This window comes from Bacillus sp. EB106-04-02-XG92 (assembly GCF_058791995.1).
On record NZ_JBYTEA010000006.1, the window covers coordinates 354,789 to 375,052 of the forward strand.

General features: G+C 34.5%; 22 protein-coding genes and 2 pseudogenes. 16 read left to right on the plus strand and 8 right to left on the minus strand.

Going from position 1 to position 20,264, the window contains the following annotated elements:
• Positions 1-161: 161 nt before the first annotated feature.
• Positions 162-392 carry a hypothetical protein gene (locus tag AC3WVA_RS17960; protein WP_000789031.1) on the plus strand — a complete coding sequence of 77 codons (231 nt, stop codon included), beginning with the start codon at positions 162-164 and terminating at the stop codon, positions 390-392.
• 260 nt (positions 393-652) lie between these two features.
• Here the strand turns inward: AC3WVA_RS17960 and AC3WVA_RS17965 are convergent.
• A pseudogene (locus tag AC3WVA_RS17965) lies at positions 653-1,084 on the minus strand (cytidine deaminase).
• A gap of 170 nt (positions 1,085-1,254) precedes the next feature.
• Between AC3WVA_RS17965 and AC3WVA_RS17970 the strand changes: the two are divergent.
• The 8 genes and pseudogenes from AC3WVA_RS17970 to dltD all read left to right on the plus strand — a co-directional run.
• Positions 1,255-1,338, plus strand: a pseudogene (locus tag AC3WVA_RS17970) (ankyrin repeat domain-containing protein); the annotation flags it as partial.
• Entirely contained in the window at positions 1,335-1,925 is a 591-nt protein-coding gene (locus AC3WVA_RS17975) for a DJ-1/PfpI family protein (protein WP_098346941.1), read from the plus strand. The pseudogene AC3WVA_RS17970 and the gene AC3WVA_RS17975, both read left to right, overlap by 4 nt.
• A gap of 375 nt (positions 1,926-2,300) precedes the next feature.
• A complete protein-coding gene (locus AC3WVA_RS17980; protein ID WP_048525943.1) occupies positions 2,301-2,657 on the plus strand; it encodes an FtsB family cell division protein in 357 nt (118 codons plus the stop codon).
• 259 nt (positions 2,658-2,916) lie between these two features.
• Positions 2,917-3,243, plus strand: a complete 327-nt coding sequence (locus AC3WVA_RS17985; protein WP_098346942.1) for a DUF3870 domain-containing protein — start codon at positions 2,917-2,919, stop codon at positions 3,241-3,243.
• 154 nt (positions 3,244-3,397) lie between these two features.
• Positions 3,398-4,459, plus strand: coding sequence for a dipeptide epimerase (locus tag AC3WVA_RS17990; protein ID WP_142321064.1), 1,062 nt, complete (start codon positions 3,398-3,400; stop codon positions 4,457-4,459).
• A 39-nt stretch (positions 4,460-4,498) separates the two neighbouring features.
• Entirely contained in the window at positions 4,499-5,500 is a 1,002-nt protein-coding gene (locus tag AC3WVA_RS17995; RefSeq protein WP_098346944.1) for a C40 family peptidase, read from the plus strand.
• Between the two features lie 20 nt (positions 5,501-5,520).
• Positions 5,521-7,143, plus strand: a complete 1,623-nt coding sequence (locus AC3WVA_RS18000) for a peptide ABC transporter substrate-binding protein (RefSeq protein ID WP_098346945.1) — start codon at positions 5,521-5,523, stop codon at positions 7,141-7,143.
• A 543-nt stretch (positions 7,144-7,686) separates the two neighbouring features.
• Positions 7,687-8,868: a D-alanyl-lipoteichoic acid biosynthesis protein DltD gene (gene dltD, locus AC3WVA_RS18005; RefSeq protein WP_098346946.1), complete on the plus strand. Its 1,182-nt coding sequence runs from the start codon at positions 7,687-7,689 to the stop codon at positions 8,866-8,868.
• Positions 8,869-8,907: 39 nt separating this feature from the next.
• On the opposite strand, the gene AC3WVA_RS18010 is transcribed toward dltD, so the two are convergent.
• Complete coding sequence (locus AC3WVA_RS18010) at positions 8,908-9,132, minus strand: hypothetical protein (RefSeq protein WP_061664649.1); 225 nt, start codon at positions 9,130-9,132, stop codon at positions 8,908-8,910.
• Between the two features lie 141 nt (positions 9,133-9,273).
• On the opposite strand from AC3WVA_RS18010, the gene AC3WVA_RS18015 reads away from it, so the two are divergent.
• Positions 9,274-9,747, plus strand: a complete 474-nt coding sequence (locus AC3WVA_RS18015; protein WP_098346947.1) for a DinB family protein — start codon at positions 9,274-9,276, stop codon at positions 9,745-9,747.
• Between the two features lie 51 nt (positions 9,748-9,798).
• Here the strand turns inward: AC3WVA_RS18015 and uptA are convergent, their stop codons facing one another.
• Together uptA and AC3WVA_RS18025 are read right to left on the minus strand one after the other, a co-directional pair.
• Positions 9,799-10,404: an undecaprenyl phosphate transporter UptA gene (gene uptA, locus AC3WVA_RS18020; protein ID WP_098346948.1), complete on the minus strand. Its 606-nt coding sequence runs from the start codon at positions 10,402-10,404 to the stop codon at positions 9,799-9,801.
• 234 nt (positions 10,405-10,638) lie between these two features.
• Complete coding sequence (locus tag AC3WVA_RS18025; RefSeq protein WP_048525933.1) at positions 10,639-11,403, minus strand: DUF1836 domain-containing protein; 765 nt, start codon at positions 11,401-11,403, stop codon at positions 10,639-10,641.
• A 259-nt stretch (positions 11,404-11,662) separates the two neighbouring features.
• Between AC3WVA_RS18025 and AC3WVA_RS18030 the strand changes: the two genes are divergently transcribed.
• Positions 11,663-12,112 carry a hypothetical protein gene (locus tag AC3WVA_RS18030; RefSeq protein ID WP_098881134.1) on the plus strand — a complete coding sequence of 150 codons (450 nt, stop codon included), beginning with the start codon at positions 11,663-11,665 and terminating at the stop codon, positions 12,110-12,112.
• Positions 12,100-12,408 (plus strand): YxcD family protein, encoded by a 309-nt coding sequence (locus AC3WVA_RS18035; protein ID WP_000447759.1) that lies wholly within the window; start codon positions 12,100-12,102, stop codon positions 12,406-12,408. The genes AC3WVA_RS18030 and AC3WVA_RS18035 overlap by 13 nt, the downstream gene beginning before the upstream one ends.
• Before the next feature lie 24 nt (positions 12,409-12,432).
• Here the strand turns inward: AC3WVA_RS18035 and AC3WVA_RS18040 are convergent, their stop codons facing one another.
• The 4 genes from AC3WVA_RS18040 to AC3WVA_RS18055 all read right to left on the minus strand — a co-directional run bounded on the left by AC3WVA_RS18040 (position 12,433) and on the right by AC3WVA_RS18055 (position 16,001).
• Complete coding sequence (locus tag AC3WVA_RS18040; RefSeq protein WP_098881133.1) at positions 12,433-13,668, minus strand: NAD(P)/FAD-dependent oxidoreductase; 1,236 nt, start codon at positions 13,666-13,668, stop codon at positions 12,433-12,435.
• Entirely contained in the window at positions 13,665-13,997 is a 333-nt protein-coding gene (locus tag AC3WVA_RS18045; protein ID WP_098881132.1) for a (2Fe-2S)-binding protein, read from the minus strand. The genes AC3WVA_RS18040 and AC3WVA_RS18045 overlap by 4 nt, the downstream gene beginning before the upstream one ends.
• Positions 13,994-14,266 (minus strand): (2Fe-2S)-binding protein, encoded by a 273-nt coding sequence (locus tag AC3WVA_RS18050; protein WP_048525929.1) that lies wholly within the window; start codon positions 14,264-14,266, stop codon positions 13,994-13,996. Before AC3WVA_RS18050 ends, AC3WVA_RS18045 begins: the two co-directional genes overlap by 4 nt.
• Before the next feature lie 73 nt (positions 14,267-14,339).
• A complete protein-coding gene (locus AC3WVA_RS18055) occupies positions 14,340-16,001 on the minus strand; it encodes a sigma-54 interaction domain-containing protein (protein ID WP_098881131.1) in 1,662 nt (553 codons plus the stop codon).
• Positions 16,002-16,181: 180 nt separating this feature from the next.
• On the opposite strand from AC3WVA_RS18055, the gene AC3WVA_RS18060 reads away from it, so the two are divergent.
• From AC3WVA_RS18060 to dapA, 4 genes are read left to right on the plus strand one after another with little or no spacing between them, the layout of a single operon-like run.
• Positions 16,182-17,357: an NAD(P)/FAD-dependent oxidoreductase gene (locus tag AC3WVA_RS18060; RefSeq protein WP_098881130.1), complete on the plus strand. Its 1,176-nt coding sequence runs from the start codon at positions 16,182-16,184 to the stop codon at positions 17,355-17,357.
• A complete protein-coding gene (locus AC3WVA_RS18065; protein ID WP_098881129.1) occupies positions 17,354-18,391 on the plus strand; it encodes a proline racemase family protein in 1,038 nt (345 codons plus the stop codon). Before AC3WVA_RS18060 ends, AC3WVA_RS18065 begins: the two co-directional genes overlap by 4 nt.
• On the plus strand, positions 18,388-19,329 hold the full coding sequence (locus AC3WVA_RS18070; RefSeq protein WP_098881128.1) for a proline racemase family protein: 942 nt from the start codon (positions 18,388-18,390) through the stop codon (positions 19,327-19,329). Before AC3WVA_RS18065 ends, AC3WVA_RS18070 begins: the two co-directional genes overlap by 4 nt.
• Before the next feature lie 22 nt (positions 19,330-19,351).
• Positions 19,352-20,248, plus strand: a complete 897-nt coding sequence (dapA, locus tag AC3WVA_RS18075; protein WP_098881127.1) for a 4-hydroxy-tetrahydrodipicolinate synthase — start codon at positions 19,352-19,354, stop codon at positions 20,246-20,248.
• Positions 20,249-20,264 lie beyond the last annotated feature (16 nt).

Below are 20,264 nucleotides of genomic sequence, written 5' to 3' on the forward strand. Positions count from 1 at the left end.
AAAAAGCATTTCCTATTTCGGGAAATGCTTTTTCTATGTTATAGTATAATAGTGTTTTAAAACGATGTTATTTTAATATACTTCAAATTTTGTTATGTATTATTTTTATATTAAATTAGTCGTTTTATTATTTTTTTATATAAGGAGTATTAATTAGAGAAATGAAAAATATAGACTTTATACTAGAAAGTGACGAGGCATTAAAACCGTCTGAACGATTAGTACTATTATTATTAGAGAAGCATAGAATGTTATATACGAACGATCTATTAGCATTATCTAATTTATCATATAAAACATTAACGGATTCATTAACGGCGCTAGTTTTAAAATCATATGTTTTAAAGGAAACAGGTAAGGGAAGAAGACAGAATTGTTATAGATTGGTATGATAAGAGTGCTGATTTTAGAGGTTTTATATTAATGTTTTTCAAATGTAAGGGTAAGTTGGATTTTGGTTTTCGAATGAAAAATACACTGCAATTCGTACTCGGATATTTGGATTTCATTTTTGTTAACGATAATTGCATCGTTATTGAAAATATAAAAATAAAATAAACTGCATAAAAAAGAAATAAAAAAACAATCCGTTTTTAAAATGGATTGTTTTTTATTGGAATAATATTATTTGATATGTTGATAGTATGAATAATTACTCTACTTCACTTGTGTACTTTTTAGGTAATAATTCCATTACGTTACATTTCACAAGTTCACCATTATATGAAAGTATAACGTTCGTATTTTTTCCGTAATCACTTATTAATTCTCGACACATACCACATGGAGCAACAACTCAACATTTTTCTATATCTTCATGGGGGTGTGGGTGAGCGACCGCTACAATGGTATCAAATTCATAATCGCCTTCTGAAATAGATTTTCCAATCGCCATAGCTTCACCACAAACTGTTATTCTTCCAACATTTGCTTCAACATGCACTGCTGCATAAATATTACCCGTTTTAGTTCGTACAGCGGAACCGATATGATGACGGCCGTATTTATAGTTTTTTTCAATGACTCTTTCAGCAGCTGTAATTAAATCATAGTCTTCACTATTTAAAGGCATTACTTGTAACATAATTTCTCCTCCGTATTAAACATGATTAATTTTATTTTAATAGAAAATTTTAATATTTAAAATAAAAGATAGATTTCATCTAGATAATATTATTATGTAAACTGATATTTTAACAGGAAAATATCATAATCAATAGAACATATAGAAGAGTATACTTAAATATTTTGAAAGATGGGATAGCAGCATATGATATTGCTTTAGAAAAAGGGTATGATCACCTTTTACATCATATAAAACAGGAAGTGAACGTATGATAAATAAATGGAGCGTAGGCATATTTTTATTTAACGAGGTAGAAGTGTTAGATTTTGCAGGGCCATTTGAAGTTTTTTCTGTAACCGAAGCTGATGAAGAAAAACCATTTACTGTATATACAGTTAGCCAAGATGGAGAAATGATTACAGCAAGAAACGGATTAAAGGTAAAGCCAGATTATAGCATTGAAAATTTACCACCAGTTGATATTTTAATCATTCCAGGTGGTAAAGGTGTTCGGGAAAACGAAGTGAAAAATGATATTATAATAAATTGGGTTCGTCAGCAAATGAAAGAAGTAAAACTTATGACTTCAGTTTGTACAGGTACGCTATTACTGGCGAAAGCTGGTTTACTGGAAGGCTTACAAGTAACAACGCATTGGGCTAGTATTCAAACTCTCAAAAAAGATTTTCCGAATGTAGAAGTAATGGAGAATGTGAAATTTGTAGATGAAGGTCACATTATTACATCTGCAGGTATTTCAGCTGGTATTAACATGTCATTTCATATTGTGAAAAATTTGTTAGGTGTGGAGATTGCTGAGGATACGGCAAAAAGCATGGAATATGATATAGATTTGTAAAATAAAAAAGCCCAATTTGGGCTTTTTTATTTAGCTAAGTTTCTTAACTGATGATTTATGATCATAACCTTAGTTTTGAAACAATAATTCCAGTTTTATCTTTTTCCTCCTTGTAAGCATGTTAAAATAAGGAGATATTTTGTCTGTAAAAAAACTCTTCTACAATAGTAGAAAAAGAATAACAGAAACTACTATTTTATGTCAGCATACATAAAAAAATTCAATGTAAATATGGAAATGTCGTCGAATGCTATCTTTAATTGGTTAATTTGTGAGATATTTTTGTGAAGGAGCTTATTTTATAAGAATAGAATTAAAGTTAGTAAGAGATCATGCCGATGGTAGTGAAAATATATGTGTTAGGGGGATTTCATAATGAGGAAACTCAAGCGAATAAATGTTCCTAATATACAAGAAGAACTATCACAGTTTAATGAGAATCGAGCAATTAATAAGAAAAAACTAAGAAGATTTATATTCATGTTTATCTTTATTGCGGCGGCTACTTTGTACGTTCAATTTATTTTAACGAAACAACAAGAAATAATCGTAGAAAAAAAAGATACAATAACGAATCAAAAAAAACAATTGGTTTCTTTAAAGAAAAATGAGGCGTCTTTAAAGACTAACATAGAAAATTTAACAGACGATGAGGAAGAAATTTTGAAGTTTGCGAGAAAAGAATATCAATTTTCTAAGTCAAATGAAACTATATTTGTGTTGCCGAAGTAGTGTAATTGAGCAGTTAGCGATAGCTAACTGTTTTTTTATGTACGAATAGCATGGTACAAGAAAGAATCACATACTGTAAAAATGAAGAGTGTGAGCTGTTTTTATAGTTATGGAATATATACCGAAATAAATGTTGTTAAAATTCTGTCAATTGTATTATAATGCAAGGTAAGCGGATACATTTTTTAATCAACGTTGAGTTAATCACTCATACGACTATTAAGAAAACCGTTATCTCGTATTAGAAAGGAAGATAGCTGTGTATGCTTCAAATACAATTTATGTCGTAGGGGATGCGAAAGCACCTCAAAATAATCCCATTACTGAAAAGTTTAAAAGCTATTTTGTAGCGTTTGTGCTTGTTAAGGAAACTGGGGAAATTGTAGATGCAGATTGCTCAGCGACAATTACATTAACATCTCAATTCGTTAAATATTTGTTTCTACATAAAAATATTAATGATCCAACGTTAGTAATGGAAATAAAAGATCGTTATTTCGGTTCGTCTCAAAAGGCACTACTTGTAGCGTTAAAAGATGCGCAGAAAAAATATAATCAAATCGCTGCTTTGTCTACACATTCCTAGACAAAATCCAGCCGTAAGAATCTTCTTATGGCTGGATTTTTTTATTTTACATTAATCTCTTGCATTTAAAGTAAGTGAAAGAGGAAATGAATTGTACGTAAAAACATAATTTGTTTTTAAAGATTCAAGTTCCACTTTGTTAGACAACGAAAGGATGAACAATATGAAAATTACAGATGTAAAAGTAAATCGTAGATGTGTTAATCTTCATACACCGTTTAAAACAGCTCTTCGTACCGTAACCGAAATAGAAAGTATAGATGTATTTGTTCATACAAATGAAGGGATTGTTGGCAAAGGTGCTGCAGCTGCAACGCCAGTTATTACGGGTGATTTCGCAAGCGGGATTGAAGAAGCCATTTTAGGGCCGATGCGTTCTTGTTTAATTGGTCAAGATATTATTCAATTTCAGCAGTTACTACAGCGCATTCAAATGAGTTGTATTGGAAATCCAAGTGCAAAAGCGGCGGTAGATATCGCCTTATATGATGTGTATTGTCAATATCAAAACGTTCCACTTTACGCATTATTAGGCGGGAAGAAAGAAATTCATACAGATATTACCGTTAGTGTAGATGAGCCTTTCATTATGGCGAAAGAGGCAAAGCAACATGTAGAAAAAGGATTTCAAACTTTAAAAATTAAAGTGGGGAAATCTGCTCCTTTAGATTTAGAACGTATTGAGGCGATTCGAAATAGCGTACCAAAAAATACGACGTTACGATTAGATGCAAATCAAGGGTGGAATCCAAAAGAGGCAGTTTCTATCATTAAAGAGATGGAAAATCGAAATTTAAATATTGAATTTATTGAACAACCTGTTCATGCGAAAGATTGGGATGGATTAAAGTACGTCAAAGATCATGTGCAAACGCCTATTATGGCAGATGAAAGCATATTTTCAGCAAGTGATGCATTGAAAATCGTTCAAGGAGGATATGCAGACCTAATTAATATTAAATTAATGAAAAGCGGCGGTATACGTGAAGCGTGGCGTATTGCCGATATCGCTGAAACAGCTGGTGTAAAATGCATGGTCGGAAGTATGATGGAATCCTCACTTTCTGTTAGTGCTGTAGCCCATTTAGCAGCTGCTCATCCTAATATTCATTACTTCGATCTCGATGCACCGCTTTGGTTAATGGAAGAACCAGAAGGAATGACGTATTCTGGTTCAAAGGTAAATCTTCAATCGACAGTGAATAGTAAATCTTAGGAGAAGCGACTAGTAAACTATCTTTTAAGGGGGATATGTATGAAAAAAGTAGGAACTGCATTTTTAACAACTTTATTTATATTTTCATCGTTTACATCAGCACATGCTGAAGAAAAGAAAGATAGTAAGGCGTTTATCGATGTATCTGCCGCAACACTTTGGACCACGCCGGATTCATTACGACCAATTGATGCGCCGAGTGCTACAAATCCAGTTGATTTGTGGAAGTGGACGAAATCGATGACGCTTGATGAGAAACTTTGGTTAACAAATGCAAATAAATTAGAAACGCAAGCGCTATTAGGTCAAGAAGTAACAGTTGTGGATAAAAAAGGAGACTGGGTGAAAGTGTTAGTCCATGGTCAGCCAACACCTCGAAATGAAGAGGGATACCCAGGATGGATGCCCGAAAAACAGTTAACATATAATCAAGAATTTGCAGATAAAACAAATGAACCTTTCGTATTAGTAACGAAACCGACAGCCATTTTATATATAAATCCTTCTGAAAAACATAAATCACTTGAAGTGAGCTATAATACGCGACTGCCATTACTTAGTGAAGATACGATTTCATACCGCGTGTTGTTACCAAACGGACAGAAAGCTTGGCTACGAAAAAATGATGGCACAGTTTACCGTTCGCAAAATGATATTCCAACTCCGGCGGCCGATGATTTAATAAATACAGGAAAAATGTTTTTAGGATTACCGTATATATGGGCTGGTACAAGTGGCTTCGGATTTGATTGCTCTGGATTTACACATACGATTTATAAATCACACGGTATTACAATTCCGCGGGATTCAGGTCCGCAATCGAGAAATGGAGTTGCAGTTGATAAAGAGAATTTACAAAAAGGAGATTTAATCTTCTTTGCACATGATCAAGGAAAAGGTAGTGTTCATCATGTGGGGATGTATATTGGTGACGGAAATATGATTCACTCGCCGAGAGCTGAAAGATCAGTAGAGATTATACCGCTAAATACACCAGGATATATAGAAGAATACGCTGGTGCTCGTCGTTACTTACCTTAAAAAGTAGAGGGGGTTTTCAAATGAAAAAAGTTGTTCGTTACTCATTAGTTAGTACTTTATTAGCTTCTTCATTTTTAGTTGGCTGCGCAAAAGAAAAAACAACGACAAAGCCGAAAGATGAGAAAAAAGTATTACAGTTACTAGAAACGGGTGAAATCCCGTCTTTACATTCAGGGAAAGTAACAGATGCGGTATCGTTTAACGTTTTAAATAACGTAATGGAAGGATTATTCCGTTTATCGAAAAATGATGAAGTGATTGAAGCTGGAGCACAAAAATATGAAGTGAGTCAAGATGGGAAAACATATACATTCCACTTACGTGATGCGAAATGGTCTAACGGAGACCCAGTAATAGCACAAGATTACGTATACGCTTGGAAGCAGCTTATTAATCCGGATACAGCTTCTCAATATGCATACATTGCGTACGATGTGAAAAATGCGGAGAAAATAAATAAGAAACAACTAGGGTTAGAGGAATTAGGAGTAAAAGCAAAGGATGATAAAACGTTCGTTGTAGAGTTAGAACATCCTGTACCGTATTTTACGAAACTACTTATTTTGCCATCCTTCTATCCAATTAACGAAAAATATGCGAAAGAACAAGGTGATAAATACGGATTAGAAGCAAATAAAGCGGTATATAATGGGCCATTTACATTATCGGAGTGGAAGCATGAAGCGAGTTTTACAATGAAGAAAAATGATAAGTATTGGGATAAAAAAGAAGTGAAGCTAGATGAAGTAAACTATCAAATTGTAAAAGAAATTTCAACTGCGGTAAATTTATATGAAACAGATAAAGTTGATAGAGCTGTCATTTCTACAGAATTCGTCGATAAATATAAAAATAATAAAGAGCTGAAACAATATACAGATCCGGTTATGTACTTCTTCCGATTCAATGAAAATGTACCGATTCTTAAAAATAAAAATGCACGTCTTGCGCTAAGTACAGTGTTTGATAAGAAAGGACTTGCGACTTCATTTTTAAATGATGGTTCAGTTGCTGCTAACTATTACGTACCAAAAGGATTTTTAAAAGGTCCAGATAAAAAAGACTTTAGAAGTACGGCAGGTGAGTTTAATAAAACTGATGTAAAACAGGCGAAAGAATATTGGGAAAAGGCGAAGCAAGAGACAGGTACAAATGAAGTGACGCTTGAGTTATTAAACTATGACTTAGAAAACTTTAAAAAAGTAGGCGAATACATTAAAGAAGAGCTAGAGAAAAACTTACCAGGCTTAAAGGTAAATGTAAAATTACAACCGCATACGCAAAAACTAGCGTTAGAGAAGAAGAAAGAATATGAAATGTCATTATCACGCTGGTTACCAGATTATCCAGATCCAATGACTTATTTAGAAGTGTTCCTTTCTGGAAGCAGTGTGAACAACACAGAATATGCAAACCCTGAATATGATGCGTTAATTAAGAAGATTAAAACAGAATTAGGTAATGATGAAAAAGCTCGTTGGAAAGCGATGCAAGATGCTGAGAAAATGTTACTTGATGACGCAGTAATTGCACCAGTATTCCAGCGCGGGTTATCATACTTACAAAAGCCATATGTGAAAGATTTATATGTACATCAATTCGGTCCGGCAACAAGTTTAAAATGGGCTGATGTACAAAAATAAAATTATGGAGAAACAGACTTCACATGTGTGATAGTCTGTTTTTTTATACCTTCTGTTAAGTAACAAGAATGATGCTTATGGAATGAAATGAGGACAATAAACATTGATTTTATGAAATGAAATATTATTGGACTTTCTTAATTTAACTGTTGAACCTCTAGTTACATTGAATAATAAAACTTTCTTATTTTTAACCCCGTTCTAGTTTTAAAACGGGGTTATGCGTATGTAAAATCATATAATTATGTAATTTTATTTCTTAAGATTAATTTAAAGACTTTTTTATGTTTTTTTATCTTTGAAAAATAAAATTATCACATAAATTTCAGTGTGAAATTTATGTAGAATCTTGTATAATTAACGTGTTTCTATGGAAACATTTTCTTGTGCTATTTGTATAGGACTTAATAGAACAAGGAAAGAAATACATACATGTATATAATAGATAAATAGAATGGAACATGTATAGAGAAAAAGGAGAGAAATGATGGCGTGTCAAAAACAAGGGTTACAATTTAATAGCAATAGAAAGAGGAAGAGACGATGAAAATGAAGCATGCTTTTGGTCCGATAATTTTAGCGTGTGTGCTTTTTTTCATTATCATATTAATCCCATCGAAAAGTTTAGTATCACTTATTAGTGATAAGAAGGTAGAAGATGCAGCAACTTCCTTACAAAAAGAAAAACTACAAAGCGTTTTCTTACAGCAAAAAATGTTAGAGAATTCACAGTATTTACCGATGTATGGTTCATCTGAATTTTTGCGAATGGATGCATATCACCCATCTAATTACTTTAAAGTAAATCCGGCAGGTTTTACGCCATATTTAATGGGGATTGGCGGTACGCAAAGTTTAGCTCATATATTAAATATGACGTCTACTATGGATGGATTAGAAGGTAAAAAGGTAGTCTTTGTTTTATCACCACAATGGTTTACAAAGACTGGGGTATCACAAGGGGATTTTACGAACAATTTCTCTAAGCAACAAGCATATCATTTTATTTTTAATGATAAAATAAATGTTGAAATGAAGAAGCAAATTGCGAAACGACTATTAGATTATAAAGTTGTTCAAGAAGATGATATTTTAAAAAATTCATTAGAAGGTATTGTATATAATGATACGAAACATAACGTAAAAGCAGGTTTAGTTAAACCACTTGCTTATTTGCATCGTAATATTTTAGATCATAGAGATTTATTTAACTCCTTATTTAAGATTGAACCGATGAAAGAAAAAACAAATATGGGATTACGTTCAATTTCTTGGGTAGATGCACGTAAACATGCAGAAGAAGAAGGAAAAGTGGAATCTACTACAAACACATTCGGAATTGAAAATCCGTATTACTATAAACATAATTTAAAGAAAAAATTAAAAGGTTTAAAAAACTTTAGAGCAAATGAATCGTATGAAGAATCACCTGAATATGATGACTTACAAATTGTTTTAAATATTTTTAAAGAGAAAAATGTTAAGCCACTATTCATTTCTGTACCTGTAAACGGACCGTGGTATGATTACGCTGGTTTCCCTAAAGAACGCCGTGAAGTGTATTATAAAAAAGTTCGGGAACAAGTTGAGAAAGCAGGATACCCAGTAGTTGATTTCTCTGGCCATGAATATGATAAGTATTTCTTAAAAGATACAATTCATTTAGGTTGGAAAGGCTGGATTTATTTTGATGAAGCAGTGCAGAACTTTTATACTGAGAAATAAGTGTGGAGAAAAAGGAACGGCTATAAGCTGTTCCTTTTTTTAGTATAGAGGATTTTGATGTGGGCAATTCGGAAAGGCATGTATATCTTGAATTTGTCTGAAATCATAATGCTTCATTGCGAACTGAGCTTGGTAAAGGTATTCATACACATATAATTGACCATCATGTGCTGAACATAATACACCAGAAGTTCCTTGCCCATTTAGGAAGGAAATACCGATAGGGCGTCCGATTAAGTATTGTATTTTTTGTTGCCAATGCATAAGGGGAATCACTCCTTTTTGAGATAATATACGAAATGGACGAGTGAATTGTTGCTTATCCACATAAATATGGAGGCTGTTTATTCAATTTCTAGAAGATATTAATATGAATGAATTACAAGTGCGAGAAAGGAATGAATAATGAAGAAAGAAAATATTTTAGAAGAAAAGTTAAATATAATAGAATGGTGTCAAACATTGAAGGAAGTACATGATGATATATGGTTTCAATCATTTAAAAATGGTTCGTGGGGAATTGCAGATGTGATTTCACATTTTATTATTTGGGATGATTTTGTAATAAAGTATCGAATTCCTTATTTTCTAAGTGCCAAATCAATACCTTATATTCCAACAGATGTAGAGGAAATGAATAAGAGTGCAATTATATATGCGAGGTCAGGTATTTCAAGAGAAGAACTTATTAACCAGTTTAGCTATACTCGTAAACAATTAGTAGATGAAATTGAGCGAATTCCTGTCTATAATTTTAATGATGACTTTCAAATTGGTACTAAAAAAGTAAGGCTAAATCATTATTTTTCATCACTCATTCAGCATGACTTAAAGCATAAGGAAGAAATAATCCGATTTTTAATACATAATCAAGTCTAATATAAAAACCGCTAACATTCGTAATGAATGTATAGCGGTTTTTATATTATCTTAAGCAAGATTTTTACGTTTTTTTGTCCATTTTTTAAGGATGAAGTATAGTAGGATAAGTATGAAGCCGCCAATTGCGAAAGACTTCACATACGGTCCCGCAATATCGTTTATATTCTCCCAATTTTGACCTAGTTTTTCACCTAAATAAATGAAAATGATAGACCAAGGAATGATTGCAAGTGCTGTTAATGTAGTGAAACGTAATAATGGCATTTTTGTAATACCAGCAGGAATTGAAATCGCATGACGTACTACTGGAATAAAGCGTGCAGTGAAAATTACACCAGTTCCGTAACGGTTAAACCAATCTTCAGCTGCATCTATATGTTTTTTATGAATGAAAATATATTTTCCATATCGTTCTAATATAGGTCGTCCACCGTATCGTCCAAGCCAATAAATAAAGATTTGAGCAATAACGCCGCCAATTGTACCGAATACAACTGCACCTACAAATGAGATACTACCATTGAATACTAGGAATCCCGCATAAGCAAGGACAATCTCACTTGGGATAATCTCAATCATAAGTCCAAGCATAATGCCCCAATAACCTAATCCTTCAAAAAACGTTAATACTGAGTGAATAAAACTACTTACCATTGTTGCACCTTCTAGTTTATGTATTTTTGAATAGGTGAACCTAATACTTAATAACATAAAAGATTCACTATGTGTAGATTATACCTTATTTGTATAGGGGATTGCTATTTCAATTCTTTTATGTCTCACATAAGTATTATAGTAAAATATATAAGTTCAGTTTTCATGAAGAGATAATGACAAGATGATTAAGAATTTTTCATAAAAAAATAGAAGCATTTCTGCTCCTATTTTTTACGGCTTTACATCTAAGTTCTGTAAAAATAACGTTGCTGTTACGTAACGTTTCGCTAACATTTGTACATAAGCGGTATGTACAGAAAGTGTGGCGATAATAATGGCGTTACGAATTGCTTCGCGTTGTTCGTTGTTAACTTGATCGAACTTGCTTGCGATTTTATCAGCTTTTTCTTTTACGATGTTTTCAATTGTATGGATTGTATCTGTTGCATTTAGTTGTAAGCAATTCCCTTGATTGAGTTCTTCAAATAAAGAAGAGTATGCTCCATATAAATGAACAGGATTGATTAAGTCATCACTTCGATCGGCTGGGTCATTTACGATAAGGCGTAATAGCTTACGAATGGATTCAAAATCAAGTGCTGTTTTTAAATCTTCGACAATGAATAGTAAGGCTGCTTGTTCAATGGAATATTTTTTTCCTTTTTGAGGAGAGCCAATCATTTCTTTTATATCTCGTTTCACCCAGTTTTGCATGGCCGTTACGGAGAAACTTGTATTTTCAATTTGATTTCCAAGCGCAACTATTTCATTTAATGAAAAACCAACGTCCGTATCTTCAATCTTAATTAGTTTTTCAAAAATAGGTGAAAGTGCGGTAGTAATAAAAGCAGTTACACTTTGTCCGCTTTCAATATCTTTTTTATGTGTCTTTGCCCAAGCTTCTTGTAAAATACCGAGAGGCTTTTTCGTATTCCATCCTCTTAATGATAGAAGAAGGGTAGCCATTTCGTTTCGTGTGAGATGAAATGTTTCCATCTTTTCACCTCCAAAAATAATAAAAAGTTCTTATGAACCTATAATATGTTTTGTTTCATTTAAAGTCAATTCTGTTTTGCTTAATTTTTCCTTTGTCACCAAACTGTCGGAAGTAAATAATACTTGCATATTTCGACAAAAGTTCATATAATAAGTTCATAAGAACCTTTAAAATGTTTTTAAAAACAAATCTATCATTCTGAATTTACTAGAAAGGTAGATTTCACATATATCTATATAAAAGGAGAATGGATATAATATGTTGAAAAAACTTGTAGCAGTCATGACAGCATTCATGGTTATCTTTGGAGCTAGTAGCTTTATGTTTGTAGACCACGCAGCAGCGAAGGGTTACAAATCTGGTAAAAAATCATACACACCAACTTCTGGTCAAAAGTCAAAAGTTGATTTGAACAAAAAAGATAATAACGTGAATTCACAAAAAACGACAACGGATTCAAAAACAAAAGCAACAAACACAGCACCAAAAAGTAATAAAGGAAGCTTTATGAAAGGTTTATTACTAGGTGGTCTTGGTGGTTTACTATTGGGTAGCTTATTTGCAAATATGGGAGCTCTTGGTTCTGTATTAGCGTTTATGGTAAATATGTTAGTAATGGCTGGTATCGTAATGTTAGCAGTTCGTGCATTTAAATACTTCAAAGATCAACGTAAGAAAAAGGAAGATGAAGTAGCATGGAAACAATAAAAATTTCTGAACAAGAACTGATTAATGCGCTTTGTGTATATATCGCTGAAAAAAGACAAGTTGGTCCAGAAGAAGTTTTAGTTGAACTCATGTACGACGATGACTATGGTTTCTCTGCTGAAGTAGAGGTAAATGGTCGCCAGCAAATTTTAATTCAAGCGAACTTAATCGAAGCATTGCGCTTATTACTTGACAGAGAATATAATGTCAATTCATTTGCAGCAAGATTACAACTTGAATTAGATGATGAAGAAGGCATTTACGCATTAGCGAAATTTAATAACTCAGATGAGTAGGAAAAAGAGCTGTTGAGAGAAATCTCAGCAGCTCTTTTTAGTATGTGCATATGTAAGGGAATAATCACGCCAAATTTCATTCATTTTCCGTCTACCGACATTAATCATCGGGTTAAATTGTATGGCAGCTTGATGACGTACGGTATGTACATGTTGGATCGCTTGTTGTAAGTCTAGTTCAACCGAATGGGCTTTTTTATTTGCCTGTTTTACGATAGAATATCCAGCAACAGTCCCTTGTGCCATTGCGATTTTCCCGCTTTCAATACCAGTTATATTGCCGGCTACAAATAAACCGGGAAGAGGGGTTTCCATTGTTTCGGAATGCAGTGGAACATGTCCACCCAATTCCGGAATGTAACGGAAAGGGCAGCCAGCTACAGCAGCTAGCTCAGCAAGAGGGTATAAGCCACCGGCAATACAAACGAAGTCTGCCTCATATATTTGTTCCGATCCAGTTATGATGTTTCCTTTCGTATCAATATTGGCAATGCGTACACCTTCAACTTGATCTGTTCCGACAATTTCTAGAGCTGCTTTTCGAAGGTGAAGAGGTGTGCCGTTTATTTTCATACCTTTATTTGGATAGAAGTTTAATCCAACTTGTTTCACCCAATTATATTTCATCAATCGACTACCTATACGTAATAACGGTGATGGGGCAAGGTGGGCGGCATGTAAGAGAGAATTTAATACTTCTTCTGGTTCACCAGCCTTTTGACTTAATTCACTTTTTTCAGGAAGTACGATATGTTTCACTTTAATTCCTGCTAATTGTAATTCATTTAAAATAGCGAATGACAAAATGTTAGCACCAATAATTATTCCTTTTTTCCCAACTTGAACGCGATGTACATTTGTCATTACTTGTGCTGCCCCGATTGACATAACTCCTGGAATTGTCCAACCAGGAAGGGGAATGGAGTACTCGGCAGCTCCGGTAGCAAGTAAAACGAAAGGTGCTTCTAACGTACCGATATTCGTATGTACGAACCAAGTGCTTTCATCTTTATCTAAATTATAGACAGAAATACCACAGCGAATATCAACTGAAAGTGATTTTGCTTCTTCGTGAAGGCGTGTTGATTCTTCTATGCCGTTCCACCATTCTCCAGTAGGTTCTTGATGTAATTGACCGAGCAACCTTCCGCCAGGCTTCATAAATTCATCAATAACAAGTACATTTAGTCCAAAACGAGCACAAGAGATGGAGGCTGATAAACCTGCTGGTCCAGCACCGATAATAATGACATCATTCATCGTTTTTTCACCATCTCTCTCAGGATATTTGGATGCTGTTTGCCGCTGTCAACAATCATATCTTTTTCTACAACAGTTAAGCATGCTCGTACGTTCGTTTGATTATTTACTGTGACGCGGCACTCAGAACAATGTCCAATATTACAGTAAATACCTCGCGGCGTCCCGCTATCTTCATGCACTCTTAAAGTTCTTATTCCATTTGCGAGTAAAGCGGCCGCAATCGTTTCATGTTCATATGCTTCATATTGTTGCCCGTTAAATTTGAAAGTGATGCGCTTACTATTATTTAAACTCCCTAAAACAGGATGATGGGTAATTCTATTCATTGATTTTCACCTACCGCTCCAAAGGTAACTGCACGCACTGGTGGTTGATATTTTAATGGAATTTCATTAGTAGTTACGTCAGGATTTGCACTTTCAATCATTCGATCTATCATCATTCTACATGTGCGGCCACCGCAAAATCCCATGCCAGCACGTGTTCTTAGTTTTAATTCTCTTGCCGAGCATTTATATTCAGCAATTGTCGATTGAAGTTGACCGTATGTAACTTCTTCACATCGACAAACAATTAAGTGATCTTTATTCGTCATATGAATTCCTCCTCTAGTTCGGTTTGCACAAATTATTATGCAAAAACTATGCCAATATAGAGGAGGGGAACGGTTATTGTAATCCAAGCTTTTTTAAACGGTTATATAAAGTAGCTCTCGTAACACCGAGTTGTTTCGCGCACTCTAATTTATTCCCATTTAATATGCGTAAAGCCCTCTCAATGACTTTCTTCTCATGTTCATCCATTTCTTCTTGTAAAGAAAGGATTGTATGATTGTTGCTGAGTAATAGGGAATGAGCTGTAGGATTTTCTAACGTTTCAGTTGTATGAAATGGTAAATATTCTTGTTTTATAATACCGTCAGTCGCAAATACGACAAGTCTTTCAACAACGTTACGAAGTTCGCGAATATTACCTGGCCAATTGTAATGAAGCAGTTCATGCATAATGCTGGAAGGTAAGTCACGAATTGGTCTGCTATAGTTGATTGAAAAATCGTTTAAGAAAGAATAGGTTAATTCTATAATATCTTCGCGTCTTTCGCGCAGCGGTGGAATATGCAAGCTAACTACATTTAAGCGATAGTATAAATCTTCTCGGAACGTGCCTTTTCTCATTTCCTCTTGTAAATCACGATTTGTAGCAGCGATAATGCGGAAATTAATATGAATCTCTTTTTCTCCACCAACACGGTAATATTTTCGTTCTTGTAGTACACGCAAAAGCTTTACTTGCATATCGAGCGGCATTTCTCCTATTTCATCAAGGAATAATGTACCGCCTTGCGCGAGCTCTATTTTACCTTTCTTACCTTTACTATTTGCCCCAGAAAACGCCCCACGTTCATACCCGAATAATTCACTTTCAAATAAAGCTTCTGGAATGGCGCCGCAGTTAATTGAGATGAAAGGTGCCTTAGCTGCTTCGCTTGCTTCATGGATTGCTTTCGCGAATACTTCTTTTCCAACACCACTTTCTCCGAGTATTAAAACAGTTGATTTCACCGAGCAAACCTTTCTAGCTAATTGTATCGTTCTTTGTATGACAGGGCTCTTTCCATTCATCGCAAGGAAAGGGTCTGATTCATCTTTATATTTTGCGACCTCTTGTTCTAATCGGTGCATTTCATGTGACATATTAAATAGTTTTTCATTTAAAGCGACTTGATTTGTAACATCAGTTTCTGAAACGACAGCTCCAATAATTTCATCGTTACAATACACTGGATTTGAATTAATTAATACAAACAAATCTGGTCGAGGCTGATGGAACTGAGCGATTATGCTTTTTCCGTCATGTAATGATTGTAGGATCTCCAAATCTTTATAGTCAAAAAAGCGAGTGATAGGTTGTCCAATAATTTCATTATGATTGACTGTAAAAATTTTTTCAGCGCCATCTGTCCAAGTACGAACACATTCTTTATCATCGATGACTGTAACGGAAGAATCAGTTGTTTGCATTACGGTGTTATAGAAAGATTGTAGTTCATTGTAAGACTTAACTAGAAACGGAATGATTTGCTGAGCCGTTATACAGCATATAGGTTCTTTATTGCCGTTTATTACGATAACGACCATTTCATGAGAAAACGCGTCAATTAAAGCGGTAAATGAATCATCTTCATAAATAATTGCACAGTTGTATTTGTCTGTAGTAGAAGGGCGGAAATAATAGTTTTCGTTAACGCGCTCAATATATTGCATGCTGTTTGTATGTTCAACGGATAAAGTTTTTAGAAATTCTTTTATTGTGGGAAATGAGAATGCCATATTGTCCTCCTGTTATGTATAAAAATTTTGACAGTGATAAAAAAATAATACACCTATTTGTGATAAATTTAAAATATTTTTACAAATAAAAATATTATTTATAAAAAGTGTATATATGTAGAGTTGGCACGTCAATTGCATAAAAGAAAGTGAGGATTAAAAAGAAGGGAGGGGTGCTACGTGAGGCACTGTGACGTTTTAATAATAGGCGGTGGTATTATAGGATGTTCTATCGCTTATTACACATCAAAATATGGAAGAGACGTAACAATTATTGAAAAAGGAGAATTTGTCAGTGGGACGTCTTCACGGTGTGATGGAAATATTTTGGCTATTGATAAAGACCCAGGGTTTGATAGTCAAATGTCATTAGTAAGTCAAAAATTAGTAACTGATTTAAGTGAAGAGTTAGAGCACTCATTTGAATATAGGGCGCCAGGAAGTATTCTCGTATGTGAGTCGGATGAAGAGATGGAAGCAGCGCAGCAATGGGTAAATCGTCAAAAAGAAGCTGGATTACCGTTTCGAATGCTTGATAGACAAGATATAAGAGCAGAATCACCATTTTTCGCGGACGATTTATTAGGCGGGTTAGAATGTGCAACGGATTCGACAGTAAATCCATATCTTCTCGCTTTTTCACTTCTCGCAGAATCGAAGAAATTTGGTACGAAAGCATTTAATCATACGGAAGTAAAAGAAATGAAAAGAGATATAGACGGTTCCTTTATTGTAGAAACGACAAATGGGACGTTTACTGCGAAGCAAGTAGTAAACGCAGCTGGTGTGTGGGCTCCAAAAATCGGACAAATGCTTGATGTAAATATACCAATTGAACCGAGAAAAGGGCATATTATTGTAGCTTCAAGGCAACAACACGTTGGTTGCCGTAAAGTAATGGAATTTGGTTATTTAATTTCTAAATTTGGCGGAAAACGAAAAGTGGATGCTTTAACTGAAAAATATGGGGTAGCTCTTGTATTTGAGCCGACAGAAAGCCAAAATTTTTTAATTGGTAGTAGTAGAGAGTTTGTAGGATTTCATACGGGGATAAATAACGAGGTTATTAAATGTATTGCGAACAGAGCAATTCGTTTTTATCCGAAAATGGCGGATATGATGGTGATTCGTTCATACGCTGGATTACGTCCGTGGACGGAAGATCATTTGCCAATCATTTCACGTGTGGAACATATCCCGAATTACTTTATAGCAGCAGGGCATGAAGGGGACGGCATTAGTCTTGCCGCAGTTACTGGGAAAGTGATTGAAGAGTTATTAAATGAAAAAGAAACAATCATTCCTTTTGAGCCACTTCGTTTGAGTCGTTTTACAGAAAGGGTGTTAAACGGATGAGGTCACAAAGAGTCTTTACGACAATTGATACACATACGGGCGGGAATCCAACGAGAACATTGATTAGCGGACTGCCAAAGTTAATTGGAGAGACGATGGCAGAGAAGATGTTACATATGAAAAAGGAGTATGACTGGATTCGCAAATTGTTAATGAATGAACCGCGTGGTCACGATGTAATGTCCGGAGCACTATTAACAGATCCATGTCACCCTGATGCCGATATTGGTGTTATATACATAGAGACAGGCGGATATTTACCAATGTGTGGTCACGATACAATTGGTGTATGTACAGCTTTAATTGAATCAGGTTTAATTCCGGTAGTTGAGCCAATTACTTCGTTAAAGTTAGATACGCCAGCCGGCCTAGTTGAAGTGGATATCTTTGTTCGAGATGGAAAAGCGAAAGAAGTCTCCTTTTGTAACATACCAGCTTTTTTATTGAAAAACATTACGGTAGACGTCGAAGGCATTGGAACTGTAGAGGCTGATATTGCGTATGGAGGAAATTTCTATGCCATTATCGATGCGAAATCAGTAGGGTTAGAGTTAGTACCGGAAAATGCATCTACAATTATTGATAAGGCAATTCATATTAGAAATATCATAAATGAGAAATTTGAAATCATTCATCCGCAGTATTCGTTTATTAGAGGATTAACTCATGTTGAATTTTATACAGATCCTACTCATGAAAGCGCTCATGTAAAAAATACAGTTGTCGTTCCGCCAGGAGGAATTGATCGTTCTCCATGTGGTACAGGAACATCAGCAAAGTTAGCTGTATTATACGCAAATCAAAAAATCGAAATGAATGAAGAGTTTATTCACGAAAGTATCGTTGGCTCTCTATTTAAAGGAAGCGTCATCAATACGACAAATGTTGAAAATATTGAAGCTGTCGTAACGAAAATTACAGGTTCAGCCTGGCTTATGGGTATGCATAGATTTTTTTACAATGAAAAGGATCCGCTGAAAGAAGGCTTTTTGCTAATTCCGCCGATGGAACATGAAACGGAGGATGTAAAATGAACATTCAAAAAATGTATACAGCAGTAGACGTACACGTAAATGGCGAGGCATTTCGTGTAATGAAAGATGTACCATGTAAGTACTACTACAATTTAGAACAATTAAACGAACAATTCTCAAATGAATTAGCAGATGAAATGCAGCTTTTATTAAATGAACCACGTGGTTTTATCGGTATAAATGGATGTATCGTCGTTCCTTCTATTCATTCGGAAGTCGATGCAGCTGTATTATTTTTTAATCATGAAGGATCCATTCCTCTTCATTATGGAGGTATTGTCGCAGTCATAACGATGTTACTAGAAAGCGGGTATTTAAAAAAAAGAGAGACGAATCAATACAAAATCGAAACGTTATCTGGCATATTCTCAGTCCTTGCGCATGTAGAGAATGATGAAGTTGTGTCTGTTTCGTTTGAAAGCAAACTATGTTATATGATTGAGAAAAATTTACAAGTAGGTAATTTAAGTTACTCTCTCATCCAGGCAGATAAAGTATATGCAGTTGTAGAAAAAGGTGCGTATTCGCCAGAAATTCGTATTGAAAATATTTCTGAATTAAAAAAATGGGGAGAAGCTACACTACAAGCTATACAAAAACAATCACTTATTAAAAGACTTATTTTAGTAGATTCTTCGCAGAAAGAAAAGAACCATATAAAGTCGATTACATTTCATGAAGATAACTTCATCGTACGTTCGCCAGGGTTTGTCTCTACTATTGTGTCTTTTGTTCATACATTATTTAAAAATGATTATATGGCGGATAAACCTTTTATAAATGAAAGTATATTTAATAGCTTTATAACTGTTGAAAAAGTGAAGAAGGAAGAAACGGGTTACATTTTCCGTTTTGAAAGTAGAGGGTTTATTACAGGGATGCAGACATTTCTATTAGACCCTACAGATCCGTTTCCGACAGGATTTTTATTAAAATAAAATGGTAAAGGGAGAGATAAATATGAAAAAAATTAAAGGGGCATTTCCAGTATTAATCACACCGATGGATGAGTTGCAAGAAATTAATTGGGACGGTGTAAAACAAAACGTAAACTATTTTATTGAGCAAAAAGTAGCTGGCATTATTATTAATGGAAGTACAGGGGAATTTGTTAGTTTATCAAAAGAAGAACGATTTAAAATGGTAGAAACAGTTTTAAAAGAAGTTGATGGACGTATTCCAGTTGTTGTAGGAACTGCAGCAGAAACGACGAAAGAAACGATTGAATATACGAAACATGCGGAAACACATGGAGCGGACTGTGCATTAATTATTAACTCGTACTATTGTAAACCGAAAGAAGAGGAAATTTATATTCATTTTAAAGAAATCTCAAACGCTGTAAATATACCAATTATGTTATACAATAACCCGTTTACATCTGGTGTTGATATGAGTACGGAGCTCATGTTACGCATTGGAAAAGAATGTGAGAATGTTACACATATTAAAGAATCTAGCGGGGATATTCGAAAAGCTAGAGATCTAGTAAGACAAGGCGAAGGTGCTTTTCAAGTATTCTGTGGATCTGAAGATTTAGTTATGGAATCTTATTTAGTCGGTGCGACAGGATGGGTTTCGGTAGCCGGAAATATCGTCCCGGGACTTGTTACGAAAATGTATGAGCATTTCCAAAATGGTGAATTAGAAAAAGCTTGGGAAATTAACGATGCTATTTTACCACTTTGTGAGTTTCTTGAAGGATCAGGAAAATATGTACAAATCGTTAAACGTTCAATGGAATTACACGGGCAAGCCGGGGGACCTTCTCGTTATCCAAGACTTGGATTAACTGAAGAAGAAGATCAAAAACTTCAAACGATTATTTCAAAAATTGCAGCTCATGCGGCTGTTTAAATAAGGAGGAGGGTCT